Annotated in this window: 12 protein-coding genes; 6 read left to right on the top strand and 6 right to left on the bottom strand. The window is 75.9% G+C overall.

All coding sequences use genetic code 11. The features are described from left to right. Nucleotides 1-8: 8 nt before the first annotated feature. Nucleotides 9-425: a DUF3224 domain-containing protein gene (locus V1L54_RS21870; protein ID WP_330119780.1), complete on the bottom strand. Its 417-nt coding sequence runs from the start codon at nt 423-425 to the stop codon at nt 9-11. A 108-nt stretch (nt 426-533) separates the two neighbouring features. On the opposite strand from V1L54_RS21870, the gene V1L54_RS21865 reads away from it, so the two are divergent. Beyond that, nucleotides 534-1,571: a helix-turn-helix transcriptional regulator gene (locus V1L54_RS21865; protein ID WP_330119779.1), complete on the top strand. Its 1,038-nt coding sequence runs from the start codon at nt 534-536 to the stop codon at nt 1,569-1,571. Nucleotides 1,572-1,614: 43 nt separating this feature from the next. Here the strand turns inward: V1L54_RS21865 and V1L54_RS21860 are convergent, their stop codons facing one another. Together V1L54_RS21860 and V1L54_RS21855 are read right to left on the bottom strand one after the other, a co-directional pair. Beyond that, the gene (locus tag V1L54_RS21860) at nt 1,615-2,376 is read right to left on the bottom strand and encodes a hypothetical protein (RefSeq protein ID WP_330119778.1); all 762 of its coding nucleotides are present in this window, start codon (nt 2,374-2,376) and stop codon (nt 1,615-1,617) included. Between the two features lie 130 nt (nt 2,377-2,506). Continuing rightward, nucleotides 2,507-3,112 (bottom strand): TetR/AcrR family transcriptional regulator, encoded by a 606-nt coding sequence (locus tag V1L54_RS21855; protein ID WP_330119777.1) that lies wholly within the window; start codon nt 3,110-3,112, stop codon nt 2,507-2,509. Nucleotides 3,113-3,214: 102 nt separating this feature from the next. Between V1L54_RS21855 and V1L54_RS21850 the strand changes: the two genes are divergently transcribed. Then, nucleotides 3,215-4,429, top strand: coding sequence for an FAD-dependent monooxygenase (locus tag V1L54_RS21850; protein ID WP_330119776.1), 1,215 nt, complete (start codon nt 3,215-3,217; stop codon nt 4,427-4,429). Nucleotides 4,430-4,484: 55 nt separating this feature from the next. After that, the gene (locus tag V1L54_RS21845) at nt 4,485-5,390 is read left to right on the top strand and encodes a Gfo/Idh/MocA family protein (protein WP_330119775.1); all 906 of its coding nucleotides are present in this window, start codon (nt 4,485-4,487) and stop codon (nt 5,388-5,390) included. Here V1L54_RS21845 and lnt read toward each other — a convergent pair. Next, nucleotides 5,362-6,888 carry an apolipoprotein N-acyltransferase gene (lnt, locus tag V1L54_RS21840; RefSeq protein WP_330119774.1) on the bottom strand — a complete coding sequence of 509 codons (1,527 nt, stop codon included), beginning with the start codon at nt 6,886-6,888 and terminating at the stop codon, nt 5,362-5,364. The two genes, V1L54_RS21845 and lnt, sit on opposite strands and share 29 nt — an antisense overlap. A gap of 235 nt (nt 6,889-7,123) precedes the next feature. Between lnt and V1L54_RS21835 the strand changes: the two genes are divergently transcribed. Genes V1L54_RS21835 through V1L54_RS21825 form a run of 3 tightly spaced genes read left to right on the top strand, consistent with a single transcriptional unit; the run spans nt 7,124 to nt 11,348 of the window. After that, nucleotides 7,124-7,969: a universal stress protein gene (locus V1L54_RS21835; protein ID WP_330119833.1), complete on the top strand. Its 846-nt coding sequence runs from the start codon at nt 7,124-7,126 to the stop codon at nt 7,967-7,969. A gap of 24 nt (nt 7,970-7,993) precedes the next feature. Beyond that, complete coding sequence (locus V1L54_RS21830; protein WP_330119773.1) at nt 7,994-8,908, top strand: HAD family hydrolase; 915 nt, start codon at nt 7,994-7,996, stop codon at nt 8,906-8,908. Between the two features lie 4 nt (nt 8,909-8,912). After that, nucleotides 8,913-11,348 carry a glycoside hydrolase family 65 protein gene (locus V1L54_RS21825; RefSeq protein WP_330119772.1) on the top strand — a complete coding sequence of 812 codons (2,436 nt, stop codon included), beginning with the start codon at nt 8,913-8,915 and terminating at the stop codon, nt 11,346-11,348. 90 nt (nt 11,349-11,438) lie between these two features. Here V1L54_RS21825 and V1L54_RS21820 read toward each other — a convergent pair whose 3' ends face one another. Together V1L54_RS21820 and V1L54_RS21815 are read right to left on the bottom strand one after the other, a co-directional pair. Continuing rightward, on the bottom strand, nt 11,439-11,765 hold the full coding sequence (locus V1L54_RS21820; protein WP_330119771.1) for a hypothetical protein: 327 nt from the start codon (nt 11,763-11,765) through the stop codon (nt 11,439-11,441). A gap of 144 nt (nt 11,766-11,909) precedes the next feature. Then, nucleotides 11,910-12,908 (bottom strand): PP2C family protein-serine/threonine phosphatase, encoded by a 999-nt coding sequence (locus tag V1L54_RS21815; protein WP_330119832.1) that lies wholly within the window; start codon nt 12,906-12,908, stop codon nt 11,910-11,912. Between the last annotated feature and the right edge of the window lie 237 nt (nt 12,909-13,145).

Raw genomic sequence — 13,145 nt, 5'->3', positions numbered from 1 at the left:
GCCGGCCCTCAGTCCAGCTCGTAGTCGAAGGTGTAGGTGACGGAAGGCTCGCCGTGCACGGCGGTGAAGCCGCCCGCCCCCCGCAGCCCGGCCAGCTCCCCGGTGCCGGAGCCGGGCACCACCTCGAAGACGCAGCGCACGGTCGCCTTCTCGTCGAAGGTGCCGCGCTCGGCGAGGACGAAGCTGCCCCTGCGGCCGTCGACGGTGCCGGTGAGCAGCTCGTGGCCGCTGAAGCTCCCGGCCGAGTCCGGATTCCCGGAGGTGTACACGGTGGTGTAGGCACACGCCGTCCCGGCGGCCTCGATGCCGCCGGTGAAGTGGTTGGTGACGGTGGTGGCGGTCAGCCTCGGGCCGTCCTCGACCTCGCGCAGAACGGGCTCCCGCCAGTCGGCGAAGGTGAAGCTGCCGGTGGTGTGCGTGGGCATGGGAACTCCTCCTTGACAGGGTGCGCGGGACCGCCCCGCGCCGGCTCGCCACCACCCTGCCGCCCGTACCTGACACCTTCTGTCAGGTACGGGCGGCAGACTGGCGTCATGCGCGCCGACCGTCTGCTGCGGATGCTCCTGCTGCTCCAGAACCGGGGCCGGATGACCGCCCCCGAGCTCGCCGCCGAGCTGGAGGTCTCGGTCCGCACCGTCTACCGCGACGCGGAGGCGCTCATCGCCTCCGGCGTGCCGCTGGCCGCCGACCGGGGGCCGGAGGGCGGCTACCGCCTCATGGCGGGTTACCGCACCCGGCTGACCGGGCTCACCGGGGAGGAGGCCGACTCCCTCTGGCTGGCCGGCATGCCCGCCGCCGCGGCCGAGCTCGGGCTGGGCGCCGGACTGGCCACCGCCCAGCTCAAGCTGCGGGCCGCGCTCCCGGACCGGCTGGCCGAGCGCACCCGGCGGATCTCAGAGCGCTTCCACCTCGACGCCCCCGCCTGGTTCCGGGACGCCGACCCGGTACCGCAGTTGGCGCGGGTGGCGGAGGCCGTCTGGGAGCAGCTGGCGGTGCGCGTCCACTACCGCCGCTGGCGCGGTGAGGTGCACCGCGAGCTGCACCCGCTCGGGCTCGTGCTCAAGGGAGGCATCTGGTACCTGGTCGCCCGTGCCGCCGCGGTCCCCGGGGACCCCGGGGACCCCGGGGAGGGGGAGCGGGCCGTGCGCACCTACCGGGTCTCGCGCATCCTCGCCCTGGACATCCCCGGCGCGCGCTTCGAGAGGCCCGCGGACTTCGACCTCGCGGCGTACTGGGCGGAGGTCTCCGGCCGGATGGAGACCGGGCGCCACCGGGGCGAGGCGCTGCTGCGCCTGTCACCGCGCGGCCTGCGGCTGCTGCCCATGCAGTTCGGCGCGGTGGGCGCGCGGGCGGCGGCGGAGGCGGACGGACCGGACGAGGACGGCTGGGTACGGGTGCTCCTCCCGGTGGAGAGCACTCCCGTGGCGGTGGGCGATCTGCTCCGGCTGGGCACGGAGGCCGAGGTGCTCGGCCCCGCCGGACTGCGCTCGGCGGTGGCGGACGCGGTGGGAACGCTGGCGCGCCGGTACGGGCGGGGCGACGGTGGCGGTCGGCCCCGTGACGGCGGCTGACCGGGCTCCGCCCGGGAGCCCGCCGGTGCCTCCGCCGGAGGTGTCAGCGGAGGCTCCGGCAGAACCCGTCCTCCAGTCCGTGCGGGTCCCAGCCGGCGACGGAACCGGCCACATCGCACATGCCGGGGCCGGCGGGGCCGGAGCGCGCCGGTGGCGTGCCGCCTGCAGGGGCGGGTGCCGGCGTGTGCGAGGGGGCACCGCCGGGGGTGTGCGCGGGCGCGGGCAGGGGCCGGGCGGTGCGGGAGGGCGTCCGTTCGGACGGCGGGCGCCGCCGCTCGGGTGCCGGTGCGGCGGTCCGGGCGGGCGGCCCGGTACGGCGGGTGGGCGGTGCCGCCGGAGTCCCGGGCACGGTCCGCGGGCCGGGGCGTGCCACCCGGCGGGGAGTGGGGGCGGCCTTCCCGCGCGGTGCGGGAGCCGGCCGCACGGCGGAGGGCCCCGGAGCGGACCGGCGGACCGGCTCGGTCCGCTCCGGCTCCCGGCTTCCCACCCCGTCCGCTCCGGCTTCCGCCCTGTCGGCCCGGTCCCCCCGGCCCTTCTCGCTCTTCTCATCCCGTCCGCTCTCGCCGCCCGTCCCGTGGCGCCCGGTCCGCTCCCGTTCCCCCGGCACCCGGGTCAGGCTCTCCCACGCCGGACCGGGGTCCTCCAGGGGGCCGGCGTGCCGCTCGGCGGGAAGGGAGGCGGCGGGCCGGGGCGGCAGTGTGCCGCCCGCCGCCCGGGAGTCGCCGGCCACCGTGGTACAGCCCGCCGCCGTCACCGCCGCCAGCCAGGCCCCGATCAGTACCAGGGCGCCGGTCCCGGTCCTCATGTCTCGCACCCGGACAACTCTGCCGACCGCGGCCGCCACCGGGGAACCCCCACCGGAGTGACACCGGCGGCCCGGCGGCACTCGTACGGCGTACGGAGCGGGGCGTACGGGTGAGCGGACGGGCGGCGGCTCAACGCCCCAGCATCCCCGCCAGCAGCTCGCCCAGCCCGGCCCGCAGCTCCTCCACGGCGGGCACCGTCGAGTGGTAGGAGCCCGCGGTGCAGGAGAACATCATCCCGTCGCACCAGGCGACCAGCGACAGCGCGTGCCGTTCGGGTTCGGCGGACCCGGCGGCGGTCATCATCGCCACCAGCGGCTCGCGGAAGGCGTTGCCGCCCGTCCGGTCGTAGACGGCCCGCAGGGCGGGGCGCCGGGTCGCCTCCAGGGCCAGTTCGTAGCGGGCGACCGCCAGATGGCGGTGGTGGGTCAGATAGCGGTGCAGGGTCCGGGCCAGGGCCTCGGCCAGCGCGTCGGCCGGGTCCCCGGAGTCGCCGGGCGCCGGCGTCCGCCGCGGTTCCAGCACGCTCGCCTCGCGCACCGCCAGCCGCCGCACCGTCAGCTCCAGCAGGGCCTCGCGGGTGCGGGCGTGGTTGGAGGTGGAGCCCTGCGGCAGACCGGCCGCCTCGTCCACCGCGCGGTGGGTGAGCCCGCGCAGCCCCCGTTCGGCCAGCAGGCCGATCGCGGTGTCGGCGATCAGTTCGGTACGGGCGGGGGGACGGGCGGTGCGCGGAGCCATGCCGCCAACCTACCGGCTGCACTACAGCTGTAGTAGGCTGCTGGTGTCACTACAGCTGTAGTAACGACTTCTCCGTCACCGTCCACACCGGGAGGGCGCCTCATGCACCAGCCCCGAGCCGTCGTCGTCGGAGCCGGGATCGGCGGCCTGACCGCGGCCGCGGCGCTGCACCGGCACGGCTGGCGGGTCACCGTCCTGGAACGCGCCGCCGCGCTGGAGCCGGTCGGCGCGGGAATCGCGCTGGCCCCCAACGCCCAGCGGGCCCTGGACGTCATCGGACTCGGCGACGCCGTCCGCGCCATGTCCGCCTGGCAGGGCGAGGGAGGGCTGCGCACCCCCTCGGGCCGCTGGCTCTCCCGCACCACCCAGGACGCGGCGGCCGAGCGCTTCGGCGGACCGGTCGTCATAGCCCACCGCGCCGACCTCGTCACACTGCTCGCCGCCCGGCTGCCCCAGGGCGCCGTCCGCACCGGCGCCCCCGCCCGGATCGCGGACCCGGGGGCGGCGGACCGGCCCGCGACGGTGCGCACCGGACGCGGCGAGGAACTCGCCGCCGACCTCGTCGTCGCCGCGGACGGCATCCACTCCGCCGCCCGGAGCGTCCTCTTCCCCGGCCACCCCGGGCCCCGTTACGCGGGATTCACCGCCTGGCGGTTCGTCGCCCCCGCGCCCGGACGGCCCTTCGCCCCCCACGAGACCTGGGGCCGCGGCGCGCTGTGGGGGACCGTCCCGCTCCACGACGGCCGGGTGTACGCCTACGCCACCGCCACCGTCCCCGCCGGGACACGTTTCCCGGCGGGCGAGCGGGCCGAGCTGCTGCGCCGGTTCGGCGGCTGGCACCACCCCGTGCCCGAGCTTCTGGCCGCCGTACCGCCGGACGCGATCCTGCGCAACGACGTGTACCGCGCCGCCGCCGCGCCGCCCGCCTACCACCTGGGCCGCACCGCCCTGCTCGGCGACGCCGCGCACGCCATGGCGCCCAGTCTCGGCCAGGGCGGCTGCCAGGCGGTCGAGGACGCCGTCGTGCTGGCACACCACGCCGCCGGCGGAGGCGCGGAGACGGTACGCGCCCTGGCCGCGTACACCCGTGACCGGCTGCCCCGCACCATGGACGTCGTACGCCGCTCCACCCGGGTCGGCCGGCTGTTCACCCTGTCGTCGGTTCCCGCCTGCGTCCTGCGCGACGCCCTGGTCGCCGCCGCCAACCGGGTCGGTCCGCGGCTGGCCCTGCGCAGCCTCGACGGCATCGCCGACTGGCGGCCGCCGCCGGAGTCGTATGCTGCCGGGGCACGGCGGCCGCGCACCGCGCCGGAGTGACGGCGACGACAGCGGCGGCAGCGACGGTGAACGACGGCGAGACCGGGGAGGCCCTGTGAAGATCGGTGTGATCGGGCTCGGTGACATCGCGCGGAAGGCCTACCTGCCGGTGCTCACCGCCCAGCCGGGCCTGGAACTCCACCTCCACACTCGCACCCGCACCACCCTGGACCGGATCGCCGACGCCCACCGGATCCCCGCCGCGCAGCGCCACTCCGACCTCGACGCGCTGCTCGCCGCCCGGCCCGACGCGGCCTTCGTCCACGCCCCCACCGAGACCCACCCGCGGATCGTCACCCGGCTGCTGGAGGCCGGGGTGCCCACGTACGTCGACAAGCCGCTCGCCTACGAGCTGGCCGAGGCCGAGCGGCTGGTCCGCCTCGCCGAGGAACGCGACACCGCGCTGACCGTCGGCTTCAACCGCCGCCACGCCCCCGGCTACACCCAGTGCCTGGAGCATCCGCGCGAGCTGATCCTGATGCAGAAGAACCGGGTCGGGCTGGCCGCCGACCCGCGCGAGGCGGTCTACGACGACTTCATCCACGTCGTCGACACCCTCCGCTTCCTGCTGCCCGGCCCGGCCGGGCACACCGACGTCCGGGCGCGGGTCAGCGGGGGACTGCTGCACCACGTGGTGCTCCAGCTGTCGGGCGACGGCTTCACGGCGATCGGCGTCATGAACCGGATGAGCGGCAGCACCGAGGAGATCCTCGAGGTGGCCGGGCAGGACACCAAGCGCCAGGTGTCCAACCTGGCGGAGATCGTCGACCACAAGGGCCAGCCCAGCGTCCGCCGCCGCGGGGACTGGGTGCCGGTGGCCCGCCAGCGCGGCATCGAGCAGATCACCCTCGACTTCCTGGACGCGGTGCGCGCCGGGCGGCGGCCGAGCGCCGCGGACGCCCTGCGCACCCACGAGCTGTGCGAGCGGATCGTCACCGGCGTACTGGAACAGTCCCGCTGACGGACGCCCGCCCCGCCGTCCGGCCCCGCACCCGGCCGGCCGCCGCGACGGCGCCGGCCGCCAGCAGCGCTCCCAGCGCGGCGGCCGGCACCCAGTCGCCCAGCCGTACGTACGGGCTGGTCCCCGAGGCCAGCGGCACCTCGTACACCGCCGCCCCGCGGTGGTCGGTGCCCAGCCGCCCGCCCACCGGCTCGCCGCGCGGACCGTGCACCGCGCTCACGCCGGTCAGGGTGGCGTGCACCACCGGCCGCCAGGTCTCCGCCGCCCGCAGCGCCGCCAGGGAGGCGTGCTGCTCCGGTGCCCAGCTCTCCTGGAAGGTGGAGGTCGCCGACTGGGCGACCAGCAGTTCGGCCCCGTCGCGGGCCAGCGCCCGGCTCATGTCGGGGAAGGCGGACTCGAAGCACACCAGCAGACCGGCGGCCGTGCCGTCCGCGTCCGCCACCACCGGGTTCTTCCCGCGCCGGCGGTCCTCCTCCGCGGCCCGTCCCACCGAGGTCGCCCAGCCCAGCAGGGAACGGGCCGGTACGTACTCGCCGAACGGGACCAGCCGCATCTTGTCGTAGCGCCCGGTGGGGCCGCCGGGACCCACCAGCACCGAGCTCTTGAAGATCCCCGGCCGGTCCGAGCGCCGCGCGTCCACGTTGACCAGCAGCGGCGCCCCGACCCTTGCGGACAGCCCGGCCAGCCGGTCCCGCAGGTCGGAGCGGTCGTCCAGGTCGTGGCCGACGCTGCTCTCGCCCCACACCACCAGGTCCGCGTCCCGGCCGGCCAGTCCACGGGTCAGCCGGGCCCCGGTCTCGAAGCGGACCTCGGGACCCTCGACGACCCCCGGCTGTACCACCGCGACCCGGACCGTGCCGGACGGCCGGGGCAGCGGCCCCCACGCCCAGACCGCGGCCGGCACCAGCGCGCACACCACGGCCGCGGCCACCGCGGCGGTACGTGCCCGGGGGAGCGCGACCAGCACCGCCAGCACGGTGTTCACCGCCACCAGCCACACCGTCACCAGCCACACCCCGCCCAGCGAGGCCAGCCGCAGCGCGGGCGGCACCTGCCACTGGCTCGCTCCGAGCAGTGCCCACGGCCCGCCCAGGTACTCCCAGGAGCGCACCAGTTCGATCACCAGCCACGCCGACGGCAGCAGGACCACGGCCGCCAGTGCCCGCCCCGGCCCCGGCGTGCCGCCCAGCAGGCGCCGGACCAGCCAGCCCCAGGGCGCCCACAGCAGTCCCAGCAGGGCCGCCACCACGAGGAGGAAGACATGCAGACTCGGGGCCAGCCAGTGGTGCGTGGCCAGCAGGAAACCGGTGCCGCCCAGCCAGCCCTCCACGGCGGCGCGGCGTCCGCCGCCCGCCGTCCGGAGCAGCAGCAGCCACGGCACCAGCGCCGCGTAGGCCCACCACCACAGCGACGGCTCGGGGAAGGCCGCGGCGGGCAGCGCGCCCGCCACCACCGCGAGCGCCCCGCGCCGCCACCGTACGCCCGAAGCCGCCCGCATGCCGTGCCTCCTCACCCGGCTCGGGAACCAGTGTGCGGGACCGCCGCCGCCGCACGGAACAGAGGACCGCGCCCCGGACGGTCCGGGAGAGGAACCAGTCCCTCCGGGTTTCGCCGGTCCGTTTGCGGGTCACCGTTCCCAGGAAGCAGCCGGTCATTGCCCCCCGGACGCGGGGGACGGGCAGGAGCGGGGAGCGGGAACGGAGCACGGCCGGGAGAAGAGGGTGGTGGAGGAGATGACCGCGGCGGAACTGCCCCTGCTGGTGGGCGTCGACGGCTCCGAATCCAGCATGCACGCGGTGGACTGGGCCGCGGACGAGGCGGCCCGGCACTCGGTGCCGCTGTGCCTGCTCCACGCCGTCACGGAGTGGACGGACACGGAGCACGCCCCGGACACCCTGGTGGCCGCCGCGGCGGAGCGCGCCCGCCGGCACGCCCCCGGAGTACGGCTGACCACCGACGTCCGCGCCGAGGAGGCCGCCGACGCCCTGACCCGCGCCGGCCGCAACGCGCTCGCCCTGGTCGTCGGCTCCCGGGGACGGGGCCGGATCGCCGAGCTGCTGCTGGGATCGGTGGGCCTGGCGGTCGCGGGCCGGGCCGACTGCCCGGTCGTCGTCGTACGGGGCCGGGACGCCGCCCGCCGTGGCGAGCGCGGCCGGGTGGTCCTGGGTGTCGGCGACCCCGTCGACGGCTCACCCGCCGCGCGCTTCGCCTTCCGCGCGGCCGCGGCCCGGCGCTGCGCGCTCCACGCGGTGCGGGTCTGGCACCGCCCGGCCCACGAGGAGCGGCAGCACCCACTGCTCCGGGGCCGCCCCTCCGGGGCCCGCCACCGGGAGGCGATGGACCACCTGGACCAGGTCCTGCGCGGCACCGCCCGCGAGTACTCCGGGGTCGACCTGCACATGCGGGCCATGGAGGGTCCCACCCGCGCCGTGCTGCTGGACGAGGCACGCGGCGCGGACCTGCTCGTGGTCGGCGCCCACCGCAGACAGGACCACCTCGGCCTCCAGCTGGGCGTGGTCGGCCACACGGTGCTCCACCACGCCGACTGCCCGGTCGCCCTCGTGCCGGAGCACATCTGACCCGACTCACCGGACGGACCGCACATGCCGCACGCCGCCGACGCCGAACCGGCCGAACCGGCCGAGCCGCACAAGGAGGGCCCCGGGAGCGCCGGGACCCGGGACACCGCCGTACCGGCCCGGTGCCTGCGCGCACTGCGGGCCGTGGTCTTCGACACCGACGGGGTGATCACCGACTCCGCCCGGGTCCACGCCGCCGCCTGGAAGGAGGCCTTCGACGCCTGTCTGCGCCACTGGCGCGAGCGCTCGGAGAACGGCGCGGGGGCGACGGAGGGGCAGGCGGCGGCCGACCGGACGGACCGGTTCCGTCCGTTCGACATAGCCGAGGACTACCGGCGCCATGTGGACGGCAGATCCCGCATCGACGGCGCCGCCGCCTTCCTGGCCTCCCGGGGCCTGGACCTGCCGCCGGGCACCCCCCAGGACCTGCCGGGCGAGGGCACCGTCCGGGCCGTGGCCGCCCGCAAGGAGCAGCTGTTCACCGAGGCGCTCCGGCGGGACGGCGTCGAGGCCTGGCCCGGCACGGTGCGGCTGCTGTACGCCCTGCGCCGCGCCGGGACACCCATGGCGGTGATATCCGCCTCCCGGCACGCGAGGGAACTGCTCTCCACGGCCGGGGTGCTGGGGCTGTTCGACGAGGTGGTGGACGGCCACGAGGCGGCCCGGCTCGGTCTGGCAGGCAAACCGGACCCCGCGGTGTTCCTGGAGGCCGCCCGGCGGCTGGGCGTACCCGCGTCCGGGGCGGCCGTCGTCGAGGACGCGCTGGCGGGTGTCGAGGCGGGGCACCGGGGCGGCTTCGCCCTGGTCGTCGGGGTGGACCGGACGGCCGGCCCCACCAGCGCGCGGGATCTGCGGGAACACGGTGCCGACCTGGTCGTACGTGATCTGGCCGAACTGCTGACCGAGCCCGGCGACGGGACCGGCGAGGAGGGGGACTGAGCCCGTGGAGCGACACGAGGAGCAGTGGGAGTGGGGCTACGAGGGCTACGAGCCGGCCGGGGAACGGCTGCGCGAGGCCCTGTGCACCCTGGGCAACGGCTATCTCGCGACCCGGGGCGCGGCCCCCGAGACGGACGCCGGCGAGGTGCACTACCCGGGCACCTACGTGGCGGGCTGCTACAACCGCCTGGTGTCCGAGGTGGCGGGCCGGCAGGTCGAGAACGAGGACATGGTCAACCTGCCCAACTGGCTGCCCCTGCGCTTCCGGATCCCCGACGGCCCCGAGGCGTCCCCCGGCGCGCCCTGGTGGACCCCCGACCAGGACGGACTGCTGGAGTACCGGCAGGTCCTGGACCTTGCACAGGGCGTTCTGAACCGGACCCTGCTCCTCGAGGACCCGAGGGGACGGCGGCTGCGCGTCGAGCAGTGCCGGCTGGTGCACATGGGACAACCCCATCTGGCGGCCCTGCGCACCACGTTCACGGCGGAGAACTGGACCGGGACGCTCGAGGTGGAGTCCGCGATCGACGGCTCGGTCACCAACGCGGGCGTCGCCCGCTACCGCGCCCTGAACGGCCGCCATCTGACCGGTCACACCACCGGCGCCGCGGAACCCGACACCGTCTGGCTGCGCTGCCACACCACCACCTCCGACATCTGCGTCGCCCTGGCCGCCCGCACCCGCCTGGCGGGCACCGGCCCGGGCGGGCCCGCCGAACCCGTCGAGGCCGTCACCGAACCGGCCGGCCCGCGGCCCGCCCGGCGGCTGACCCTGGCGGTCCGGCCCGGGGAGCCGGTCACCGTCGACAAGACCGTCGCCCTGCACACCAGCCACGACCTGGCGATCAGCGATCCGCTGCGGGCCGCCCTGACGGACCTCGCCGACGCGCCCGGCTTCCCCGAGCTCCTCGGCTCGCACCGCGCCGCCTGGGCGGAGCTGTGGCGGCACGCCGACCTGGAGGTGCCGGGCAAGGCGGGCCACATCCTGCGGGTGCACCTCTTCCACGTCCTGCAGACCCTCTCCCCGCACACCGCCGACCTGGACGTGGGGGTACCGGCCCGCGGACTGCACGGCGAGGCGTACCGGGGCCACATCTTCTGGGACGAGCTGTTCGTCCTGCCCTACCTCAACGTCCACTTCCCCGAGACCTCCCGCGCCCTGCTGTCCTACCGGCACCGGCGGCTGCCCGAGGCCGTGCGGGCGGCCCGGGAGAAGGGGTACGCCGGGGCGATGTACCCCTGGCAGAGCGGCAGTGACGGCCGGGAGGAGACCCAGACCCTGCACCTGAACCCGCGCTCGGGCCGCTGGCTGCCGGACCACTCCCGGCTCCAGCACCACGTGGGCTCGGCGATCGCCTACAACGTCTGGCAGTACTGCCAGGCCAGCGGCGACACCGACTTCCTGCACACCAGGGGCGCCGAGACGCTGCTGCGGATCGCACAGTTCTGGGCGAGCAGGGCGGAGTACGACCGCGGACACGAGCGGTACCGCATCCGCGGCGTGGTCGGCCCCGACGAGTACCACGAGGCGTACCCGGACAGCGACCGGCCCGGCCTGGACGACAACGCCTACACCAACGTCACCGCCGCCTGGGTCCTGGCCCGCGCCCTGGAACTGCTCGGGATCCTCCCCGAGCCGCGCCGCCGGGAGCTGTGCGAGGACCTGGGAATCGGCGGGGAGGACACCGAGCGCTGGCAGGACGTCTCCCGGCGGCTTCGGGTGCCCTTCCACGACGGGGTCATCAGCCAGTTCGGGGGATACGGCGAACTGGCCGAGCTGGACTGGGAGGGCTACCGGAGGAAGTACGGCGACATCCGTCGGCTGGACCGGATCATGGAGGCCGAGGACGACACGGTCAACCGCTACAAGGCGTCCAAGCAGGCCGACGCGCTGATGCTCGGCTACCTGTTCTCACCGGCCGAGCTGGCGGGGCTGTTCCGGCGGCTCGGCCACACCCTGGACGACGAGCTGTGGCACCGCACGGTCGACTACTACCTGCGCCGCACCAGCCACGGCTCCACCCTCAGCTCCCTGGTGCACGGCTGGATCCTGGCCCGGGTACGGCGCCCGGACGCCTGGGGCTACGTGCAGGAGGCGCTCGTCAGCGACATCGCCGACATCCAGGGCGGCACCACCGCGGAGGGCATCCACCTGGGCGCCATGGCCGGGACGCTCGACCTCGTGCAGCGCGGCCTGACGGGACTGGAGACCCGTGAGGACGCCCTGTGGCTGGATCCGGTGCCGGTCCCGGAGCTGTCCGAGTTCGGCTTCACCATGCGCTACCGGCACCACTGGGGAGTGGCGGTACGGATGCTGGCGGGCGAGCTGTGCATCGGCCTTCCCGCGTCCGCCCAGGGACCGATCCGGGTGGTGCTGCCCGACCGGACCGTCACCGTCGGCCCCGGGGAGTCGTGCCGGCTGCGGCTGGCCGGAAACTGACCGGGCACCGACCGGAAACCGCCCCGGGGACCGGCGGGAGGACGGGGAACCGTCCGCCGGTCCCCGGGGCGGCCCCGGGCGCCGGCCGGATCAGCCGGGTTCCCGGCGGTCCGGACGGTCCGGGCGGTGGCTGGTCCAGTACGCGGTGCCCATGATCACGGCCGACAGGAGCAGCAGGGCGCCGACCGCGGGGTGCAGGATCATCAGGACCGGCAGCAGGGCGATGCAGACGGCCGCGAACAACCACGGCCGGGAGGAGCCGCCCGACGGGTCCGGCGGCGGGCCGCCGAAGTCCCGGACGGTCCACGAGTCGCCGAACTCCCGGAATCGGGCCGTGAGTTCGGCGTCCTCGCGCAGCGCTCGCTCGGTTTCGTTCAGTATGCGGAGTTCTCGGAGGGTGAGGCGGGAATCTTTCATCGTCTCGGTGTCCCGGTTCAACCTGATGCACGACGGTGGGGTTCGGCTGACGGGTACCCGTTCCGCGCGGGTCATCCTCCTGTTTTCGGCCGGTCTGTGGAGAATTCCCGGGATCCAGGGCGGGGACGCCCGCGGGCGCGGCGGTCAGCCGCCGCGGTACCGCAGGAGCAGCATGGCCGCGTCGTCGTGCAGCGGCCCTCCGACATGCCTCACCAGATCACGGCGCAGCGACTCCAGCGCGGAGTCCGGGCTCGCCTCCCGCAGCAGGAAGGAGCGCCGCTGAAGCGGGTAGAAGCGGCCGTCCGGATCGCGGGCCTCGGTGACGCCGTCGGTGTACAGCAGCATCTGGTCCCTGCGGCCGAGCGCCAGGCAGTACGGCGCGGGCGGCTTGAGGTCGAGCCCCAGGCCCAGGGGCGGCGAGGTCTCGGGGGGCTCCGCGAGCCGCGCCGTGCCGTCCGCGCGGACGACCAGCGGTGAGGGGTGGCCGTGGTTGAGCACGGTGACCGTGCGGTCCTCGTGCGTCTCCAGCAGCACGGCCGTGACGAACCGCTCCGCGGGCATGTGCCGGTTGACCGCTCTCTCCAGCCGGGCGCTGACCGCCGGCAGGTCCGGCTCGTCGTACGCGGCCTCCCGGAACGCGGCCAGGACCACCGCGGCCGTCTCCACCGCCTCCAGGCCCTTGCCCTGGACGTCCCCCACCAGCACCCGGACCCCGGTGGGTGAGTTGACGACCTCGTACAGGTCCCCGCCGATCCGGGCCTCGGCGACCGCGGAGGTGTAGGACACCGCCACCCGCAGATGGCCGGCGGCCCGGGGGACCGGACGCAGCAGCACCCGCTGGGCGACCTCGGCGATGGACCGCACACTGGCCAGCTCGGTCTCGTGCCGCTGCCGGACGGCCGCGGCGGCCAGCCCGGCCGCACCCACCCCGACCACCGACCCCGCCGCCGTGAGGCCGCGCACCGAGTCCAGCAGACCGTCGAAGGCGGCCAGGGAGAGGCACAGCACCAGGGCGAGCAGCCCGATCAGGGCGGCGCGGCGTATGCCGCCGACGAGGCTGGCGAAGGCGGGTCCGAGCGACAGCAGCGGCAGGAAGCCCACCTCCGGCCCCGCGGTCAGATCCACCACGGTGACGACGGTCATGGCCGCGAAGGGCAGGCCGGCCAGCAGTCGGTAGCTGTCGTCGTCGCGCTCGGCCAAGGTGAACTCCGGGGTCGGCTGCGGCTGCCCGCTGGCTGCCTCCCACCAGCTTCCCAGCCGGGGAGTGCGCGGGAAAGCGAACGGACCAGGTCGTGCCCACTCCCGCCGTGCGCCCCCGTACGGGCCGGGACGGCCGGGCACCGGTCCGGCCCGCCGCGCCGGCCCGGCTGACCCGATCGG

It is taken from the genome of Streptomyces rubellus, from assembly GCF_036323805.1.
GTDB lineage: Bacteria > Actinomycetota > Actinomycetes > Streptomycetales > Streptomycetaceae > Streptomyces.
This window is presented reverse-complemented; position numbering and strand designations above follow the sequence as displayed.

Excerpts from the sequence above, each read along its gene's own strand:
- V1L54_RS21830 (WP_330119773.1), top strand. The coding sequence starts at position 7,994 with ATGCCGCACGCCGCCGACGCCGAACCGGCCGAACCGGCCGAGCCGCAC.
- V1L54_RS21815 (WP_330119832.1), bottom strand. The coding sequence starts at position 12,908 with ATGACCGTCGTCACCGTGGTGGATCTGACCGCGGGGCCGGAGGTGGGC.
- V1L54_RS21835 (WP_330119833.1), top strand. The coding sequence starts at position 7,124 with ATGACCGCGGCGGAACTGCCCCTGCTGGTGGGCGTCGACGGCTCCGAA.
- V1L54_RS21870 (WP_330119780.1), bottom strand. The coding sequence starts at position 425 with ATGCCCACGCACACCACCGGCAGCTTCACCTTCGCCGACTGGCGGGAG.
- V1L54_RS21850 (WP_330119776.1), top strand. The coding sequence starts at position 3,215 with ATGCACCAGCCCCGAGCCGTCGTCGTCGGAGCCGGGATCGGCGGCCTG.
- lnt (WP_330119774.1), bottom strand. The coding sequence starts at position 6,888 with ATGCGGGCGGCTTCGGGCGTACGGTGGCGGCGCGGGGCGCTCGCGGTG.
- V1L54_RS21855 (WP_330119777.1), bottom strand. The coding sequence starts at position 3,112 with ATGGCTCCGCGCACCGCCCGTCCCCCCGCCCGTACCGAACTGATCGCC.
- V1L54_RS21860 (WP_330119778.1), bottom strand. The coding sequence starts at position 2,376 with ATGAGGACCGGGACCGGCGCCCTGGTACTGATCGGGGCCTGGCTGGCG.
- V1L54_RS21865 (WP_330119779.1), top strand. The coding sequence starts at position 534 with ATGCGCGCCGACCGTCTGCTGCGGATGCTCCTGCTGCTCCAGAACCGG.
- V1L54_RS21820 (WP_330119771.1), bottom strand. The coding sequence starts at position 11,765 with ATGAAAGATTCCCGCCTCACCCTCCGAGAACTCCGCATACTGAACGAA.